Annotated in this window: 10 protein-coding genes, 2 tRNA genes, 2 rRNA genes and 1 pseudogene (1 of these 15 running past the window's edge); 10 read left to right on the top strand and 5 right to left on the bottom strand. The window is 62.3% G+C overall.

The annotated features are described in order from the left end of the window. Positions 1 to 52 precede the first annotated feature (52 nt). Positions 53 to 145, top strand: a complete 93-nt coding sequence (locus ACJ0G7_RS08735) for a hypothetical protein (protein WP_043693092.1) — start codon at positions 53 to 55, stop codon at positions 143 to 145. On the opposite strand, the gene ACJ0G7_RS08740 is transcribed toward ACJ0G7_RS08735, so the two are convergent. Together ACJ0G7_RS08740 and rimO are read right to left on the bottom strand one after the other, a co-directional pair. Further along, on the bottom strand, positions 132 to 1,361 hold the full coding sequence (locus ACJ0G7_RS08740) for an MFS transporter (RefSeq protein WP_407395773.1): 1,230 nt from the start codon (positions 1,359 to 1,361) through the stop codon (positions 132 to 134). The two genes, ACJ0G7_RS08735 and ACJ0G7_RS08740, sit on opposite strands and share 14 nt — an antisense overlap. Further along, positions 1,358 to 2,734, bottom strand: a complete 1,377-nt coding sequence (gene rimO, locus ACJ0G7_RS08745) for a 30S ribosomal protein S12 methylthiotransferase RimO (RefSeq protein WP_043693085.1) — start codon at positions 2,732 to 2,734, stop codon at positions 1,358 to 1,360. The genes ACJ0G7_RS08740 and rimO overlap by 4 nt, the downstream gene beginning before the upstream one ends. An 85-nt stretch (positions 2,735 to 2,819) precedes the next feature. Here rimO and ACJ0G7_RS08750 point away from each other — a divergent pair, with 85 nt between their 5' ends. Further along, on the top strand, positions 2,820 to 3,752 hold the full coding sequence (locus tag ACJ0G7_RS08750) for a vitamin K epoxide reductase family protein (protein WP_043693082.1): 933 nt from the start codon (positions 2,820 to 2,822) through the stop codon (positions 3,750 to 3,752). A gap of 7 nt (positions 3,753 to 3,759) precedes the next feature. Here ACJ0G7_RS08750 and nadB read toward each other — a convergent pair whose 3' ends face one another. From nadB to ACJ0G7_RS08765, 3 genes are all read right to left on the bottom strand, one after another. After that, positions 3,760 to 5,421, bottom strand: coding sequence for an L-aspartate oxidase (gene nadB / locus ACJ0G7_RS08755; protein WP_407395775.1), 1,662 nt, complete (start codon positions 5,419 to 5,421; stop codon positions 3,760 to 3,762). A gap of 69 nt (positions 5,422 to 5,490) precedes the next feature. Continuing rightward, on the bottom strand, positions 5,491 to 5,898 hold the full coding sequence (psbU, locus tag ACJ0G7_RS08760) for a photosystem II complex extrinsic protein PsbU (RefSeq protein WP_407395776.1): 408 nt from the start codon (positions 5,896 to 5,898) through the stop codon (positions 5,491 to 5,493). Positions 5,899 to 6,010: 112 nt separating this feature from the next. Next, a complete protein-coding gene (locus ACJ0G7_RS08765) occupies positions 6,011 to 6,730 on the bottom strand; it encodes a DUF3120 domain-containing protein (protein ID WP_043693072.1) in 720 nt (239 codons plus the stop codon). A gap of 97 nt (positions 6,731 to 6,827) precedes the next feature. Here ACJ0G7_RS08765 and ACJ0G7_RS08770 point away from each other — a divergent pair, with 97 nt between their 5' ends. The 8 genes and pseudogenes from ACJ0G7_RS08770 to ACJ0G7_RS08805 all read left to right on the top strand — a co-directional run. Beyond that, positions 6,828 to 7,691 (top strand): undecaprenyl-diphosphate phosphatase, encoded by an 864-nt coding sequence (locus tag ACJ0G7_RS08770; protein WP_043693068.1) that lies wholly within the window; start codon positions 6,828 to 6,830, stop codon positions 7,689 to 7,691. Between the two features lie 19 nt (positions 7,692 to 7,710). After that, positions 7,711 to 9,108: a TIGR03279 family radical SAM protein gene (locus ACJ0G7_RS08775; RefSeq protein WP_407395778.1), complete on the top strand. Its 1,398-nt coding sequence runs from the start codon at positions 7,711 to 7,713 to the stop codon at positions 9,106 to 9,108. Positions 9,109 to 9,171: 63 nt separating this feature from the next. Then, positions 9,172 to 10,926, top strand: coding sequence for a TolC family protein (locus ACJ0G7_RS08780; RefSeq protein ID WP_071839698.1), 1,755 nt, complete (start codon positions 9,172 to 9,174; stop codon positions 10,924 to 10,926). After that, positions 10,923 to 11,724, top strand: a pseudogene (locus tag ACJ0G7_RS08785) (inositol monophosphatase family protein). Before ACJ0G7_RS08780 ends, ACJ0G7_RS08785 begins: the two are co-directional and overlap by 4 nt. 622 nt (positions 11,725 to 12,346) lie before the next feature. After that, positions 12,347 to 13,832: ribosomal RNA gene (locus ACJ0G7_RS08790) — 16S ribosomal RNA — on the top strand. Positions 13,833 to 14,021: 189 nt separating this feature from the next. Beyond that, positions 14,022 to 14,095: transfer RNA gene (locus ACJ0G7_RS08795), tRNA-Ile, on the top strand. A 9-nt stretch (positions 14,096 to 14,104) separates the two neighbouring features. Further along, positions 14,105 to 14,177, top strand: a tRNA-Ala gene (locus tag ACJ0G7_RS08800). A gap of 452 nt (positions 14,178 to 14,629) precedes the next feature. After that, a 23S ribosomal RNA gene (locus ACJ0G7_RS08805) occupies positions 14,630 to 14,748 on the top strand (it continues 2,747 nt past the right edge of the window). Together the 16S and 23S rRNA genes with 2 tRNA genes alongside form the textbook arrangement of a ribosomal RNA operon.

Genomic DNA, 14,748 nt, shown 5'->3' on the forward strand with positions numbered 1-14,748 from the left:
CGAGGACCCCGTCCAATCTCTGATCTAATGGTGGTCAGCTCCTTACTTGCACATGGGCATCGCCATCTATCTCGGTCTGGTCGGAACCGGTCTGGCCGTTGCTTTTGTGCTCACCAAGCTTCTGAAGGGGATCAAGCTGATCTGAGCGGTTCCAGCCGCTGGTCGGAGCGTCGCTGAATCCAGAGCAGTGCAAGAGCGGCACCGATCCCGCCGCTGATCGCGAAGGTGGTCGGCAGATCCGTGACCATCACGAGGGCGGCCGCCAGCAGTCCGCTCAACCCACCCCCGCCGAGAAAGGCGATCTGACTCAGTCCGGCCATGCGGCCGCGCATCACCTGGGGCGAACCGATCTGGCTGATCAGGTTGCAGCTGCTCAGCAACCCTGCCGTGCCGGCTCCGATCAGGAAGGCCATCGCCAGGCTGAACGCGACTCCCGGAGACCGGGCCATGCCCAGCTGGGCGATCGAGGTGACCAGTCCGAAGCCTCCCAGAGTCAGAAAAGGACGGCGGCAGAAACGGTCACTGTTGCGCTGCAGCACCACACCGCCGGCGATGCTGCCGGCAGCCAGCACGCTGGTGAACAAGCCGAGGTCCTGGGGCGAAGGACCGAGCACGCGCTCCGCAATCAGGGGAGCGAGTCCGGGATGGAAGAAATTCACCAGACAGAGCACGGCGGTCAGGCTCAGGACACCGCGAAGTGTGGATCCGCAGTCCTGCCAGGCATTGCTGAGGCTGGCCCGTTCACCCGGGGCGCTGCGCTGTTCCTGGTCACGCCTGGGCCGGAGCAGAAACATCACGCTGGCAATCGGCAGCAGATAGCTGGTGGCGTCGATGCCCAGGGCCCAGGCCGGACCGGTCGCGGCCACCAGCAGGCCGCCGATCGGCGGACCCACCAGTTTTCCCACGTTGAACACCACCGAGAAGCTGGCCAGATAGCTCCCCAGCTCCCCGGGATGATTCACCAGCAGCGAGCAGTACTTGTTGCGGGCTGTCTGTTCGTAGGCACCGGCGATTCCCACCAGCAGGGTGCTGCCGAGGAGCAGCAGCACCTGGGCTGTGCCATCCAGCAGCGGGATCGCAAGGGCCCCCAGGGCTGCCGCTGCCAGCAGCGCCCACTGCGAGCGCACCAGCACCCGTTCGCAACCGATGCGGTCGGTGAGCACGCCGGCGGGTCCGCTGATCGCAAGGGTTGGCAGCGAAAGAGCCGCGAAATTCAGAGCCAGCACCAGCGGTTCAGCACTGCCGTGCATGAGGATCCAGCCCTTCGCGGTGATGCCGGCGAAGGACCCGGCAGTGCTCACGCCGGAGGCGACCAGGAACAGGCTTCGCTGCTGTTCCAGCCGCAGGGGAGGAGCGGTCAAGCGTCGGCTCTTGCTGCCGCCACCATCGCCCGGGCTCCCACGATCTGTCCGTTCAGGTCGTAGATGTCGGCCCCTGTGATCAGCACCGGCACCATCGATCCCGGCCGGGCCTGGCGTCCGTCGTCACCGGGAAGCACCTGCACCTCGCCGTCCACCTCCGGTGCGAAGCGGGAGCAGCGTCCGACCATGGCGCCGGTCTCCGGGTTGTGCTGTTCGATCAGGACATCCACCGTGCGACCGACCCAGCGTTGGTTGCGTTCCTCGGAAATCGGCTGCTGCAGGGCCATGAGGGCATCCTTGCGGGCCTGGGCCACGTCCGGATCCACGCGGTCTGCCAGATCCGCTGCTGCGGTTCCGTCCTCCGGCGAGAAGGTGAACACCCCCACGTGGTCGAAGCGCTGACGCTCCAGAAAGGCCATCAGATGCTGGAAGTGCTCTTCGGTCTCGCCTGGGAAGCCAACGATCAAGGTGGTGCGCAGCACCGCATCCGGCAGCTGTTCGCGGATCTGATCCAGCAGCCGGTCGTTCACATCCGCCTGCCAGGGGCGGTTCATCGCCCGCAGCACCTCCGGGTGGCTGTGCTGCAGCGGCAGGTCCAGATAGGGCAGCACGTTGGCCACCTCGCGGTAGGCCGCCAGCACCTCCGGTGTCAGCCCGGTGGGATAGGCGTAATGCACCCGGATCCAGGGAATCTCCACCTCTCCCAGGGCCCGCAGCAACTCCGCCAGCTTCGGCTTGCCGTAGAGATCCAGGCCGTAATTGGTGGTGATCTGACTGATCAGGATCAGTTCCTGCACGCCCTGCTCCGCCAGTTGGTGCGCTTCGGCGACGATCGATTCGATCGGCCGGCTGCGTTGGTCTCCTCGCAGCTTGGGGATGATGCAGAAGGCGCAGCGGTAATCGCAGCCCTCGGCCACTTTCAGATAAGCCACGGACTGGTCGGTGGTGCGCAGCCGCGGCAGGTGCTCATCCCCGACGAAGCTCGGGACTGCGCTCACACGGTTCACCCGCTCGCCCGCCTCCACCCGCTGCAGCACCTCAACGATGTGCTGGTAGTCGCCGGTGCCGACGATCGCCTTCGCCTCCGGGATCGATTCCAGAAGTTCGTCCTGAAAATGCTGGGCGAGGCAGCCGGCGATGATCAGTTCCTTCCCCTGTTCCGCGAGGTTCACCAGGGTGCGCACCGACTCCTCCCGGGCGTCCTGGATGAAGCTGCAGGTGTTCACCACCACGACGGCCGCATCGTCTTCATCGGCGCTCACGCCGTAACCGGCGTTGGTCAGCAGCCCCAGCATGTGTTCGGTGTCGACCCTGTTCTTCTCGCAACCCAGATGCGCGAAGGCGACGGTCGGTTTCCGGGAGGTGCTCGTCATCACTGCGCCGCAGGGCCACTCTTCAGCCTACGGAGAGGCCTCTTCCCGGCGGAACTGTCAAACTTCCATCACCTGAAGTTCATGGATGGGAACCACCCGTCTCGTCAGCCGCCGCCGCCAGGACCCCGGCGCCAAGTGGGCCCGGATTGCCATGGCGGTGCTGGCCACCGTCGGTCTGATCGACACCGGTTCCATCACCCTCAAGCGCTGGGGGGTGATCGGTGATCTCACCTGCCCGATGGGGGCAGACGGTTGCGACAAGGTGCTCAACAGCCCCTGGGGCACGGTGGCAGATGGCATCCCGCTGTCATTGATCGGTGTTCTGGCCTACGGCGCCGTGCTGCTGATGGCCTTGCTGCCGCTGTTGCCAGGTCTGCAGGAGAACAAAGCGGATCTGTCCCGCCGCACCTGGTGGGGGTTGTTCGCCGTGTCCGTGGGAATGGCGGTGTTCAGCCTGGTGCTGCTGGGCCTGATGGTGCTGAAGATCCAGGCCTTCTGTTTCTTCTGCGTTCTTTCGGCCGTGCTCTCGCTGCTGCTGATGGTGCTCAGCATTGTGGGTGGTGGCTGGGAGGAACCTGGTCAGCTGCTGTTCCGCGGCATCCTTCTGGCCCTTGCTGTTCTGCTCGGTGGCCTGATCTGGGCCTCGGTGCTCGATCCCGAGCGTCCGGAGGCGGTCGCCAGCGGTGGCCCGGGAACACCACCGCTCGTCACCACGGTCAGCAACCCGTCCAAGCAGGCTCTGGCGGAGCACCTCACCGCCGGTGGAGCGGTGATGTATTCCGCTTACTGGTGTCCCCACTGTCATGAACAGAAGGAGCTGTTCGGCAAGGAAGCCGCCAAGGCGCTCAAGGTGGTGGAGTGTGCTCCCGATGGCCAGAACAACCAGGTTGATCTCTGCAAGAGCAAAGGTCTGCAGGGATTCCCCAGCTGGGAGATCAACGGCAGCATCGATTCCGGCGTGAAGCCTCTGGACAAACTCGCAGACCTCAGTGGCTACGAGGGGCCCAGGGAGTTCTGATCCCGCCTCAGGGCCGCACGTCCCGGGTGCGGATCCCCTGCGCCCGGGACTGACGGGAATGCCGCTGCCACTGGGGCAGTGGTCTGGGCGCGTCGGTGCGGAAATGGCCACCGCGGCTTTCGCGTCGGAACAGGCAGGCCTCGAGCAGAAGACGGCTGGCCAGCAGACGGTGGCTGACATCCAGAAGCAGATTCAGATCGCGGCGGCTGCTGTCTTCCAGTGCAAGGGCCTGATCGCCAGAGAGCGTGCGCAGTCGCTCAAGCAGAGGTTGATGATCCAGCCAGCGACGCTGCCGCTGCAGCTCTGCCAGAGCGTTCGTCATGCCTCGGACGCTGCGGTCCACCCCCGCCCGTCGCCAGCACAGCTGACGCAGCTGTTCGATCTGATCCATCAGTCCAGCGCTGGTTTCAGCGTGGCCCAGGGCGGTGGCGCAGCGATCCACATGGGGGGCGGCCTGAGGCCCCGCGACGGGACCGAGCTCGATCGATGCCATGCGTCCGGCGAACACCAGACATTCCATCAGCGAGTTGCTGGCCAGCCTGTTGGCGCCATGCACTCCGGTGCAGGCCACTTCGCCCACGGCGTAGAGGCCGGGGAGGTCGGTGGCGGCCTGCAGATCCGTGGCCACGCCCCCCATCCAGTAGTGGGCAGCGGGTGCCACGGGGATCGGACGTTCCAAGGGGTTCAGACCGTATTCACCGCAGCGATCCAGGATCGTCGGAAACCGTGCCTCGGCCTGCTGTTGGGGGATCGCCGAGAAGTCGAGCCACATCTGCTCGACGTTCTGGCGCTGCATGGCATGCACGAGGGCCCGGCTCACCTGATCCCGCGGGGCCAGGTCCCGTTGCGCCAGGTCGGCGACCGGGCTGCCCCCCTCGGCGTCCACAAGGACGCCTCCTTCACCCCGCACCGCTTCCGAGATCAGGAAGCAGGGGGCATCGTCCAGGCGCAGAGCGGTGGGGTGGAACTGCACGAACTCGAGATCCTCCACAGCCGCCCCTGCCTGCCAGGCCAGGGCGATGCCTTCGCCGCAGGCCTGGGCCGGGTTGGTGGTGTTGGCGAACAGGTGACCACCGCCCCCGCTGGCAAGCACCACGGCGCGGCAGCGGATCCAGTGCAGCTGATGACCGTCCAGCACCTGGATGCCGCAGCAGCGACCGTTCTCCACCAGCAGCTGGGTGACCCGAACGCCGCGGCGATGCTCCAACCCCTGGCGCTGCTCAACCCGCTCGCGCAGCACATCCACCAGGGCACGCCCTGTGCGGTCCTGCACATGCAGCACCCGGCGATGGCTGTGGGCCGCCTCCAGGGTGGTGGCCAGTGCACCACCAGCTCGGTCGAAGGCCATGCCGAGCTGCTGCAGCCGCTCGACGCACCCCGGTGCCTGATCCACCAGCAGCCGCACGGCATCACCGTCGCAGAGCCCTGCTCCCGCCCGCAGCGTGTCTTCGCCATGACAGAGAGCACTGTCCTCCGGCCGGGTCACCGCCGCGATGCCCCCCTGAGCCCATCGGCTTGAGGAGCGTCGTCCGGTGTTGCGGTTGAGCAGCAGCACCGATAGGCCCTGCGGCAGTTCCAGGCAGCTCATCAGACCGGCCGCGCCGGCCCCGATCACCACCACATCCCAGGGTCCGGGTGAGATGGGATCGACGCGTCGGGGATTCACCATCGGACAGGCAAAAAAAACCGCCGGGTCAGCCGACGGTGTCCTGGGGGAAAGTCTCGCCCGTCAGGGAGATCAGCGGTACTGACCGTCGTTGATCCGATCATCACCCTCGTTCAGAGCGATCGACGGAGGAGTCACCGTGAAGTTGTCGCGGTACTTGGCGAACAGCTCCCGCTGCCGCTCGCTCAGATCCAGATTGAGCACTTCATCAACATCGCTGTAGGGGCCGCCCAGCACGATCTTGCCGGCCATGGTCGGGTACATGCCGGGGAACTGCTGAAAGCGACGCACGGAGGAGTTGTTGAGGTCCACCTTCCCCTCGCGCTCAGCGATCTTGTCGTCCGCCACGTTGCGGATCTCGCTGCCCGAATACTTCTCGAGCAGGTCGTCTTCGGCATGGACGCTCGCCGGGAGGATTAATCCGGCCATCAGGCCTGCCATCACCACAAGGCCAGTCAGCCAGCTCAGCAGCCGCTTCATCACAACACTCCGGAGAAATTCGGAACGGTTCGTCCGGCAGAGCCGGTCCGGGAAGACTACAAGTCGGATTCCTTGCCGATCCGTTTGCTCCCGGCAGCTTTTGCAGTTCGTTTCACTCGATCAATCCGCTCATGCCCGGTTGAAGCACAGCGGCGAGCAGGAACAGTCCGTCCACCCAGAGGGTTGTGGTGAGCACAGCGGCAGCCATGGACCAGGTTTCCGAGGCCGGCACCGTGCTCTGGGATTTCCGATGCATCCAGCGGCCGAGCAGGAGCACCGTGATCGCCGCCAGCGAGAGAACGGTCAAGGGCAGCGGATGCATCAGCTGCATGCCGGCTTCGTGAAGAAGGGCTGGTGCCAGATCAAGGGGAGCTGAGACAACAGCTGGCCAGAAGGGCATGACGCCGGTGATCGCCATGGTCAGGTCCGTGCAGGCGGTGCCGAGCAGGGAGGCGAGGTAGAAGCCGGATGCGAGATGCCAGCGGCTGTTCAGCCCGGTGATGGCCAGGGGCAGGGCGAAGGCCTCGATGGGCAGATGAAGAACGGGATGGGAGCGGAGCCAGCCCCAGAAGAGGCAGCCCGCAAGCCAGCTGCCGCTGAAGCCCACCAGCAGGGCACCGATGTCGGCACTTCGGCCCTGCCGACCGTGCTGCAGCGGGATGCCGATGGCCAGCAGCACGACGGTGAACAGCACGGCTGAGAAGGGATGCAGACGCACCCAGGGGGCCTGCAGAAACACAGGCAGCACCACCATCAAGGCCGCGATCCGCTGCGTCGCAGGAACGACGGCGGTTCTGTCGGAGGCTGTGTTCTGCCAGGTGCCTCCGATCAAGATCCGTCCCCGTTGTCTGTGAAGAAAGTCACGAAACCTTAGAAGACATCTTCAGAGCCTGCGTCGGACATAACGTCACCCCGTCTGCGATGCCGTCATGACCGATCCGGCTGCTCCTTTGGGGTTGCTCGAGGCCTGCTGGCGCGATCTGGTGCTTGGAATCGTTCAAGGCCTCACGGAATTTCTGCCCATCAGCAGCACGGCTCACCTCAAGGTGGTGCCGGTGATGCTGGGCTGGGGCGATCCGGGCGTGTCGGTCACCGCCGCGATCCAGCTGGGCAGCATCGTGGCGGTGATCGCCTATTTCCGGGAGGATCTCGCCGGCGTCCTGAAGGGGATCGCCAGGGCCGTCCGGCATGGTCAGTGGCGGGAGCCGGAAGCTCGGCTGGGGATCGCGATGGCACTGGGCACGATCCCGATCCTTGCGGTGGGTCTGGCGATCAAGCTGTTCTGGGATGAGGGCTACGAGAACTCACCGCTGCGCAGTGTTCCTTCGATCGCGGTCGTCTCCATTGTCATGGCACTGCTCCTGGCCCTGGCTGAACGGATCGGTCCACGCCGCAAACAGCTGGGTGAGGTCTCCGGTCGCGATGGACTGGTGGTGGGTCTGGCACAGGTGCTGGCCCTGATTCCCGGGGTGTCCCGTTCCGGCAGCACTCTCACCGCCTCGCTCTTCGATGGCTGGCAACGTTCCGATGCCGCCCGCTTCTCGTTTCTGCTGGGGGTTCCGGCGATCACGATCGCCGGTCTTGTGGAGCTCAAGGATGCCTTCGCCGCGACGGGAGAGGCCGGCCCTCTGCCGCTGCTGCTCGGCATCGTCTCCGCCACGATCGTGTCCTGGCTGGCGATTGACTGGCTGCTGAAGTTTCTCCAGCGACACAGCACCTGGATCTTCGTGGCTTACCGGCTTGTGTTCGGCGTTGTGCTGCTGGTCTGGTGGTCCATTTACGGCGCACACTGAAGGAAACGCTCCCAGCTCCTTGTGGAATGAGCCCTCCGCCGGGATCGCGGTCTCGGCCCTTGATCCGGATTCCGTCTCCCGCCAGCCCCAGCCGGCGGTGGTGGATTCCGTCGAGCCCGGCTCGATTGGGGAGGAGCTCGGCTTCGAACCCGGTGATCAGCTGCTCAGCATCAACGGTGTGCGGCCGAGAGATCTGATTGATTACCGCTACCTCTGCGTCGAGGAGGAGCTTCATCTCGAGGTGCGTGACGCCGCGGGTGAGCTGCACCGGGTGGAGTTGGAGAAGGATGCCGACGACGGCCTCGGGCTTGGATTCACCGAAGCCCTCTTCGATGGGTTGCGTCAGTGCAACAACGGATGTCCGTTCTGCTTCATCGATCAGCAACCACCGGGGCGGCGCGGCTCTCTCTATTTAAAGGACGACGATTTCAGGCTCAGTTTTCTCTATGGCTCCTACCTCACCCTGACCAATCTCACCGAGGCGGACTGGCAGCGGATCGAAGCGCAGCGTCTCTCGCCGCTCTATGTGTCTGTGCACGCCACGGAACCGGAACTGCGGGCCCGTCTTCTGGACAATCCTCGGGCGGGTCTGCTGCTGGATCAGCTGGCCTGGTTCGCCGAGCGGGATCTGCAGATTCACGCCCAGGTGGTGGTCTGTCCTGGCCTGAATGATGGAGCGGCTCTGGACCGCACCCTGAGCGATCTGTCCCGTTTCGCTGGCGGTGAGTGGCCTGCCGTGCTCTCCGCAGCGGTCGTGCCGGTCGGTCTCACCCGTTTCCGTCCTGCCGATGACGGCCTGGTGCCGGTGGACCCCGCCTGTGCGAGGGATGTGATCGCTCGGGTGGAAGCTCGGCAGGGTCAGTACAGGACAGAGCTGGGGACCCGTTTCACCTGGTTGTCCGATGAGTGGTACCTGATCGCCGGGCTGCCGCTTCCGCCCCGGGATGACTACGAGGACCTCCCCCAGCAGGAGAATGGAGTCGGCAGCATCCGCGCCTTTCTGGAGGCCCTGGATCAGGCCACGACCGATCTGCCCGAGAGGGTGCCGCATCCCCGTCGCTGCAGCTGGGTGGTGGGCCGCATCGTCGAGCAGGCGCTCAAGCCTGTGACCGATCGACTGAACGGAGTCGACGGTGTCAGCCTGCTGCTGCACGGATTACCCAGTCCGTACTGGGGTCAGGATCAGGTGGTGACGGGATTGCTGACCGGCCGGGATCTGATCGACGGTCTGCAGGGGCGTGACCTGGGTGAGGAGTTGCTGTTGCCGTCCGTGATGCTGCGTCAGGGGCAGCCGGTCTTCCTCGACGACATGGATCTGGACACCCTGCGTGCAGCCCTGCCTGTTCCGGTGCGCGTTGTGGAGGGGGCGGCTGACATCGTGGCCTCCGTTCTCGGCCCCTCAGGCGAATCTTCCTAAGCTCCGGCGAGAGTATTGACCGCTGTGCATCGGATTTCCGCAGGTCGTGTTCTCATTGCGGGCATGCTGGTCACAGTTGCACTTCCTGCCTTCGGTCAGGACAAGGCGAGTGAAGAGACATCCGCCGGTTATCTCGTCGATCAATCAACGCTTCCGGATGCGATCACGCTGAAGGGAGCACGACCGAAGGCTGATCCATCGGAGATCCAACCGGCTGCCACGTCCCTGCCGGCGGATCTGCAACCCCTGCAAGCGCCTCCCAGCCTGGCGCTTCCCGATCAGACCGATCAGGTCAGCATCCATGAGCTGCGCCCGATCACCCTTGAAAATGCCCTCGAGCTGGCTGAAGTCAACAGCCCCAGGCTGAAGGCGGCCGCCAGTCAGGTGGACCAGGCCAAGTCGGCCCTTCGGGCGACGATTGCCTCCTGGTATCCCACCGTTGATTTCTCCGCCAACGGCCTGCCGGAGTACTTCAAGTCCTACACCTACCGGAACCCCGACTTCGTTCCGTCGACCACCATTCCCGAGGTGACCAATCCGCTCACCGGAGAGGTGATCCGTCCGGCACGGGAGCGTCGCGGCGAACCCCAGCGCTACGGGCGCGAATGGCGCGCGGACGTGAACCTGCGGGTTCGCTGGGACATCATCAATCCCTCCCGGGTACCGGACATCGCCGCTGCCCGCGATCGCTACGAGCAGGCAAGAGACAGCTATCTGATCGCTTTGCGTGATCTCCGCCTGGATGCAGCCACGGCCTATTTCCGACTTCAGGAATCCGACGAAGGCGTCCGTATCGGACAGGATTCGGTGCGCGCTTCGCTGGTCAGCCTCCGCGATGCCAGGGCCCGCTACAACGCCGGGGTCAACACGAAGCTTGAGGTGCTCGAAGCGGAGACGCAGCTGGCCCGTGATCGCAATCTCCTCACCGATCGCCTCGGAACCCAGGACTTCACCCGTCGCAACCTGGCGGCGCTACTCGATCTCCCTCAGGACATCACCCCCACCGCGGCGACGCCGGCCCGGCCTCTCGGGCTCTGGGAGCCCACGCTTCAGGAAAGCATCGTGGCCGCCTACAACTTCCGCGAAGAGCTGGATCGCCTGATCCTGGACATCTCGATCAATAACAGTCAGGCGAATGCCTCGCTGGCGGCCGTCCAGCCGGTGCTCAGCTTCGTGAACACCACCACCAGTTTCCGAAATCAAGGCCAGACCGGTCTGGACTCGCTCGGGTCCATCGACATGGACGATTACACCTGGGGTGTCCAGAACAGCTCCGCACTCACGGCGACCTGGCGCCTTTATGACGGTGGACGTGCCCGTGCCGAATACCGTCGCTTCAAGCAGGCGGCCGAGGAAAGCGCTTTCAATCTGGCGGCGACCCGCGATCAGATCCGCCTGGAGGTGGAGGACAGCTTCATCGGTCTGAGAACGGCGATTCAGAACATCCAGACCACCTCCAGCGAAGTGCTGTCATCGCGTGAATCGCTGCGTCTGTCGCAGCTCAGGGTGCAGGCCGGTGTGAGCACCCAGCGTGAAGTGGTGGACAACCAGAGGGATCTCACCAACGCTGAGATCCGTTATGCCCAGGCCATCCGGGAGTACAACACCAGCCTCGCCGAGCTGCGGCGTCGAACCGGACTGGATGCTCTGATCGCCTGCCCTGAGTCCAACCTTTCTTCCTCGAAGCCCGATTCCGGTCGCCTGGTCATCCCGATCGAACCGACACCGCTGAAGGCCGCCTGTCCGGCTCTGGCTTCCACGGCTGCAGGGTCTGGCAACGCTGATCTTGAGGCGTCCCCGGTGCGGGCCCTCTGGTGAGCACGCTGCTCCGGGCGGATCAGCTCAGCAGCATCCATCAGTTGCTGGATCGTGTTGCCGAGCGGCAACGACAGGACTTCGGTCACATCGGTTCGGATGTGAAGCCTGACGGCACGTTGATCACCGCCTGCGATCGCTGGAGCGATGCAGCCCTGGTGGATGGCTTGAACAGGATCACTCCCGGTGAGGGGGTTCTCAGTGAGGAAGGCTCTCAGGTGGTGCCTGATTCGCCGGCTTACTGGGTCGTCGATCCCTTGGATGGAACCACCAATTTCGCGGCTGGAATCCCCTACTGGGCGATTTCCGTCGCCCGCTTCGCTGCAGGACGTCCCGTCGAGGCCTTCCTGGACATTCCAGCGATGGGCCAGCGCATCGTTGCGATCCGAGGCCGCGGTGTCTGGCGGAACGGTGAGCCGCTCACGGCCCTGACCCGCACCACGGTCACCAGTGCCTGCGTCTCCCTCTGCAGCCGTTCGATCCGGGTGCTCCAGCGCTGCCCGCAGAAGCCGTTCCCGGGAAAGCTGCGTCTGCTTGGGGGTCGCCAGCCTCAACCTTCTCAGTGTCGGCATGGGGCAGACCGTTGCGGCACTGGAGGCCACTCCAAAGATCTGGGATCTCGCTGCTGCCTGGCTGGTGCTTGAGGAGCTGGGCTGCCCGATCCGCTGGCTGGACGCAGACCCCGGACAGCTTGTCCCGGGTCAGGGTCTGGCGCAGGCCAGTTTCCCGATGCTGGCAGCTGGTTCCTGGTCTCAGCTGGCCCAGCTGCTGCCCTGGGGAGAGGCGCTGCTGCTGCCCTGAAGCTTGTTATTGCGTCGGGGCAGCGAGGGGTGTTATGGTTTTGTCTTGCGCAGGAGCCGAGAGGCGAGTGCGCAAGCCGAAGCGCTGAAGGCGAAAGCCTTGAGGTGTCTGAGGCGGCTTACAGGACCCGGAGGGAGAGATCCCACGGTGTTGTAGGTTTCACAAGCGGTCGCGAGACCGCGTTGATCAACACCCACCTTCTGAAAGGGAGGAGAGGATAGTTGATCGAACCTGGACAATTGAAAAGTTTAGGAACTGACGCTTTCATCGCGTTCAGATGAGCATTGAACCGCAAGGTGAGGTGCACATTTGAATGAAGAAGCGATGAAGGTGTGAGGTCCCGTCAAAAGAACAAACGTGTTGCAGAGAAGCATTGTGCTTGCAACGGCGAGGTTTTCACGAGCCTTGCGGTTGCCGGTGTGCGCAATGTGGAGCAACAACCGGATCTGAGATCCTGGAAAGTCATTGAAAGAGAAATCTAGAGATGCACTCTTAAGAACCCTTTCTGTGTCAGCGGGAAGGAGGCCTCAACTGTTGCCGGCATTGGCTGAGTAATGGGTGACGCAAATCATGTTGAGCGATTCAGGTAAGTAATTATTTGAGTTGTAAGAGGACATGAACTACAACGGAGAGTTTGATCCTGGCTCAGGATGAACGCTGGCGGCGTGCTTAACACATGCAAGTCGAACGAACCTTCGGGTTAGTGGCGGACGGGTGAGTAACGCGTGAGAATCTGCCCTCAGGAGGGGGATAACAGCTGGAAACGGCTGCTAATACCCCATATGCCGCGAGGTGAAATGAATTTCGCCTGAGGATGAGCTCGCGTCTGATTAGCTAGTTGGTGTAGGTAAAGGCTCACCAAGGCATCGATCAGTAGCTGGTCTGAGAGGATGATCAGCCACACTGGGACTGAGACACGGCCCAGACTCCTACGGGAGGCAGCAGTGGGGAATTTTCCGCAATGGGCGAAAGCCTGACGGAGCAACGCCGCGTGAGGGATGAAGGCCTCTGGGCTGTAAACCTCTTTTATCAAGGAAGAAGATCTGACGGTACTTGATGAATAAGCCACGGCTAATTCCGTGCCAGCAGCCGCGGTAATACGGGAGTGGCAAGCGTTATCCGGAATTATTGGGCGTAAAGCGTCCGCAGGCGGCCCAGAAAGTCTGCTGTTAAAACGTGGAGCTTAACTCCATCATGGCAGTGGAAACTGTTGGGCTTGAGTGTGGTAGGGGCAGAGGGAATTCCCGGTGTAGCGGTGAAATGCGTAGATATCGGGAAGAACACCAGTGGCGAAGGCGCTCTGCTGGGCCATCACTGACGCTCATGGACGAAAGCCAGGGGAGCGAAAGGGATTAGATACCCCTGTAGTCCTGGCCGTAAACGATGAACACTAGGTGTCGGGGGAATCGACCCCCTCGGTGTCGTAGCCAACGCGTTAAGTGTTCCGCCTGGGGAGTACGCACGCAAGTGTGAAACTCAAAGGAATTGACGGGGGCCCGCACAAGCGGTGGAGTATGTGGTTTAATTCGATGCAACGCGAAGAACCTTACCAGGGTTTGACATCCTGCGAACCTCTTGGAAACGAGAGGGTGCCTTCGGGAACGCAGTGACAGGTGGTGCATGGCTGTCGTCAGCTCGTGTCGTGAGATGTTGGGTTAAGTCCCGCAACGAGCGCAACCCACGTCTTTAGTTGCCAGCATTTAGTTGGGCACTCTAGAGAGACCGCCGGTGATAAACCGGAGGAAGGTGTGGATGACGTCAAGTCATCATGCCCCTTACATCCTGGGCTACACACGTACTACAATGCTACGGACAAAGGGCAGCAAGTTCGCGAGGACAAGCAAATCCCATAAACCGTGGCTCAGTTCAGATCGTAGGCTGCAACTCGCCTACGTGAAGGAGGAATCGCTAGTAATCGCAGGTCAGCATACTGCGGTGAATACGTTCCCGGGCCTTGTACACACCGCCCGTCACACCATGGAAGTTGGCCACGCCCGAAGCCGTTACTCCAACCCTTGTGGAGGAGGACGTCGAAGGTGGGGCTGATGACTGGGGTGAAGTCGTAACAAGGTATCCGTACCGGAAGGTGCGGATGGATCACCTCCTAACAGGGAGACAAACAACGATTTTGATGCCTGAGTACTTTTATTCTTAGGCCGAAATCCTGTCACCTTAGGTCGATCGGTACCTCAGCGTTGAAGTAACTGGATCAGCAGCAATGTTGATTTGAGTTATGGAGATGATCAGTTCCTAAACTTTGTCTAGGTCACACCCCACAAGGGTTGAGTTTTTTTCCTGGGCCATTAGCTCAGGTGGTTAGAGCGCACCCCTGATAAGGGTGAGGTCCCTGGTTCAAGTCCAGGATGGCCCATTCGGTGTTGGGGGTTTAGCTCAGTTGGTAGAGCGCCTGCTTTGCAAGCAGGATGTCAGGAGTTCGAGTCTCCTAACCTCCACTGACCGAACTCAATCTCCATTTTCCGTGTAACGGGAAATGACTCGAAATGAGGAGTGTGATTTGGATGATGTCCGCTGGATGACCCCAGCTTCCTGTCATTCCAAGGATGAGTGAGAACTCATGATTTGGTTGATAAGATGCTGGGCTCAATTCAAGTTATTGAGCAATCAATGATTTGATTTGGAGTCTGGCAGAACCTTGACAACTGCATAGGTGAAGTCTGGAAAAAACAAAGCATCTCATGGATGCATTGTTTTGAGTCTGAGTATCCGAAAGGATGCCTAGAACCAGAGCAATGAAAATTCTTTTGAGCAAGAGCCGAGACTCTAAAATGTTCTTCTTGTCGTGTCGAGCGACGGGGAGTTTGATTTTGTTTTCAGTGTCAGTGAAAACTGAGGTTGAAAACAGAAGAATCCGTCTCAACAACGGTAAGCGTTTTAGAGGTTAATTGGTCAAGCTACAAAGGGCTCACGGTGGATACCTTGGCACACAGAGGCGATGAAGGACGTGGTTACCTGCGATAAGTCTCGGGGAGCTGGAAGCACGCTTTGATCCGGGAATTTCCGAAT

The organism is Parasynechococcus sp. (assembly GCF_045559935.1).
Classification (GTDB): Bacteria; Cyanobacteriota; Cyanobacteriia; order PCC-6307; family Cyanobiaceae; genus Parasynechococcus.